Annotated in this window: 1 pseudogene; it reads right to left on the reverse strand. The window is 48.2% G+C overall.

Annotated elements, in window-relative coordinates:
* Positions 1-34: 34 nt before the first annotated feature.
* A pseudogene (locus ACTHS4_RS12130) lies at positions 35-257 on the reverse strand (cell division protein FtsZ); the annotation flags it as partial.

The following is a 257-nucleotide window of genomic DNA, read 5'->3' on the forward strand; positions in this document are numbered from 1 at the left end:
CCTTTAAGGCAGGTCTTTTCATGCATGATCCTGATTATTTCTCAGAAGTATGTTGCTGACGGCGCAAGATAGCCGGAATTTCAAAGTCATCCAGTACAGACTGATTGCTGAAATCAGCCGCAGTCAGATTCATAGAACGGATATTGCGGTTGGTACGAACTAAGCTTTCAGCACTGCTTTGGCTTTGGGCTTGAGGCGCTTCTTCCGCACCGCGTACCAATTGTTGGGTACGAGCAGCAGCACGCAGTTGGTTGTCA

This window comes from Neisseria sp. P0014.S009 (genome assembly GCF_051958155.1).
GTDB classification, from domain to species: Bacteria; Pseudomonadota; Gammaproteobacteria; order Burkholderiales; family Neisseriaceae; genus Neisseria; species Neisseria flavescens_C.